Source organism: Lachnospira sp. CLA-JM-H23 (assembly GCF_040096425.1).
In the GTDB taxonomy this organism is placed as follows: domain Bacteria; phylum Bacillota; class Clostridia; order Lachnospirales; family Lachnospiraceae; genus Lachnospira; species Lachnospira rogosae.
This window is the reverse complement of the sequence record NZ_JBBMET010000016.1, coordinates 1-2,601: the sequence shown is the minus strand read 5'-3', so window position 1 is coordinate 2,601 and position 2,601 is coordinate 1. Positions and strand designations below refer to the sequence as shown.

General features: G+C 34.4%; 4 protein-coding genes. 2 read left to right on the top strand and 2 right to left on the bottom strand.

Annotation, left to right across the window (positions count from 1 at the left end; genetic code table 11):
- A partial coding sequence (locus tag WMO42_RS13875) for a restriction endonuclease subunit S (protein ID WP_349192611.1) occupies positions 1-573 on the top strand: 573 nt, incomplete at its 5' end.
- 33 nt (positions 574-606) lie between these two features.
- On the opposite strand, the gene WMO42_RS13870 is transcribed toward WMO42_RS13875, so the two are convergent.
- Positions 607-1,416: a tyrosine-type recombinase/integrase gene (locus tag WMO42_RS13870; RefSeq protein WP_349192610.1), complete on the bottom strand. Its 810-nt coding sequence runs from the start codon at positions 1,414-1,416 to the stop codon at positions 607-609.
- 41 nt (positions 1,417-1,457) lie between these two features.
- Here WMO42_RS13870 and WMO42_RS13865 point away from each other — a divergent pair, with 41 nt between their 5' ends.
- Entirely contained in the window at positions 1,458-2,054 is a 597-nt protein-coding gene (locus tag WMO42_RS13865; protein WP_349192613.1) for a restriction endonuclease subunit S, read from the top strand.
- On the opposite strand, the gene WMO42_RS13860 is transcribed toward WMO42_RS13865, so the two are convergent.
- Positions 2,047-2,601 (bottom strand): restriction endonuclease subunit S (locus tag WMO42_RS13860; protein WP_349192609.1); only part of this gene is annotated, 555 nt, incomplete at its 5' end. The two genes, WMO42_RS13865 and WMO42_RS13860, sit on opposite strands and share 8 nt — an antisense overlap.

Below are 2,601 nucleotides of genomic sequence, written 5' to 3'. Positions count from 1 at the left end.
CAACAAACCGGAACATTAATAGAAAATATTAATGATTGGAATTTGGATGATATTCCTATTAATTGGGAATTGTGCTGTTTAGGTGAGATATGTGATTATGGAAACTGTGTTAATGTAGATACTAAAGATATTGACGAGGAAGCGTGGGTTTTAGATCTCGAAGATATTGAAAAAGATTCCGGCAAAGTTATACATAAAATTAGGAAATATGAACGTGATTCGTCTAGTACAAAGCATCTGTTCAAAAAGGGACAGGTCCTTTATAGCAAGTTGCGTCCTTATCTAAATAAAGTGGTTCTTGCAGATGAGGAAGGATTTTGCACCTCTGAAATTCTTCCGTTGAATTTCTCAAATGTTGTTGAACCACAATATGCATTATACTATCTAATGTCACCTACTTTTTTGAAATATGCCAATCGTTGCTCATATGGAGTAAAAATGCCACGATTGGGTACTGCAGATGGGAGAAAAGCAGTATTTCCTTTGCCTCCGTTTGAGGAACAACGACGAATTTCTCAGCATATTTCAAAAATATTTATTGAGATAGACAATATCTCAAATATGTTACTATAGTGAACAGCCGCTTTCAAAAAGCGGCTGCACTTCTTACCAAGTTACTATTTTATCTACAAGTGCTTGTTGTTCACTTGCGGTACGTCGTAAATAGATACGAGTAGTTTCAATGCTTTCATGCCCCATAAGGTCAGCAAGTAATGAAATATCGTTATATTTTTCGAGAAAATTTTTAGCATATCTATGACGGAAAGAATGTGGATAGACCACTTTGCTGTCTAATCCATATTTATCCGCATAATTCTTGAGTTGTTGAGAAATACCTCTAGTCGTTATGCGGTCACCATACCTGTTTAGAAATAGATAACCCGATGTGCGTTGGGTTTCACCCAACCACTTTAGCGTTTCTTCACGCAATATTTTAGGGATGAATAATCTACGTAATTTACCTCCCTTGCTGTACAAATCAAAATATCCAAGTTGCACATGTTCAATCTTTATACGAATTAGTTCGCTTACACGAGCACCAGTCGCAGCAAGATACCAGACAACAAAATACCACTCCAAATTACCATCTTTTTTAAGCTGATTCTTCAGAAATTTATAATCGGCATTGCTGATTACATTTTCCAAAAAGCTTTTCTGCTGAATCTTTACTGCTTTGAGTCGCAATTGTGGTTTTTCTAAATATTCCAGATATTTGTTAATTGCTTGTATTCTCAGATTTACAGTTTTGGGTTTAAAATGTTCCATCAGATAGCCCTTGTAGGCAAGTAAGTTTTCCTTAGAAACCTTCTCATAATTTGTAGTGAAGTAATTCACCGTCCACAGATAGGATTCGATGGTGTTACCTGATAGATTACCTTTTTTTAGGTAATCTTCAAAAGTTATTTCTGTCTTCATATAAAGACACCTCCATAAATTTATTTGCGGGTATCCGCTGAATAAATTATAGAGGTAAAAGTGTACAATTCTCTTATTATGAGAAGATAGGTAATGAAGTTCATTGCATTGATGAAGATATTCCTTTTAAAATACCACATAATTGGATTTGGTGCCGTATGAGCAGCATCTCTGATATAATTATGGGTACATCACCTAAAGGAACAAGTATTTGCGAAAATCCACAATATACTGAATTTCATCAAGGGAAAATACACTTTTCAGATATGCTTATTAAAAACAGTGGTCAATACACAAGAGCACTCACTAAAATTGCAAAGCCTAATTCAATATTGCTATGTGTAAGAGCACCTGTCGGTGAAGTAAATCTTACAGATAGAAAAATTTGTATAGGCAGGGGATTAGCCTCTATAAGTCCTTTGGGTGCTGTTTCAAAATATTTTATGTTATATTGGATAAAAGCTTTTAGGGAAACACTAATAAAAAAGGCAACCGGAACAACATTTGTAGCTGTTACTACAGATGTTGTAAAAGGTTTATTATTACCTATACCACCATTAGCAGAACAATATCGTATAACAAACAAAATTCAAAGTCTTGTGGAAAATTTAATTTATATAGAAAAAAGCCTCAGATGAGGCTCTTTTCTATTAAGTATAGTGCATGATTACTCCTTCTAATTTGAGATACAACTAACCTTTGGTAATTCTCTGGTGGAATCGGAAGTATTAGATTAAGTATATCTTCTCTTGAAATGCCAGGAATTAAGCCTTTGGCAACTGCTTTAATTTCTTCAATATAAAAGCTTATACAAAAAGAAAGATATTCCACGTTAAGACCATATGTGTTACGTATCGCCATAATTTGACGGGCAATGTGGGCATTTCCAAAATCATTGAAAGCCAATTCTCCTACTGTACCTTTACATGTTAGTAACAAGTCGCCCTGCTTTGTAATAACTTGTGGAGATGATGTCCACCTTACTAATTCGATTGTGCCATTTCTAAAATTGCTTGCCCCGGTAATATATGGAATACCATCTTGATTATCGTTATATTCTGATGGAGATAAATCTCTCCCAGAAATTAATTTCCACAATTCTTTAAGTCGTATGAAACACCAATTTCCAGGAATTTCAAAAGGAATACTATCGTCTATATTTTTTATGGTGCTTCCTATCTTCTC

Excerpts from the sequence above, each read along its gene's own strand:
- WMO42_RS13870 (WP_349192610.1), bottom strand. The coding sequence starts at position 1,416 with ATGAAGACAGAAATAACTTTTGAAGATTACCTAAAAAAAGGTAATCTA.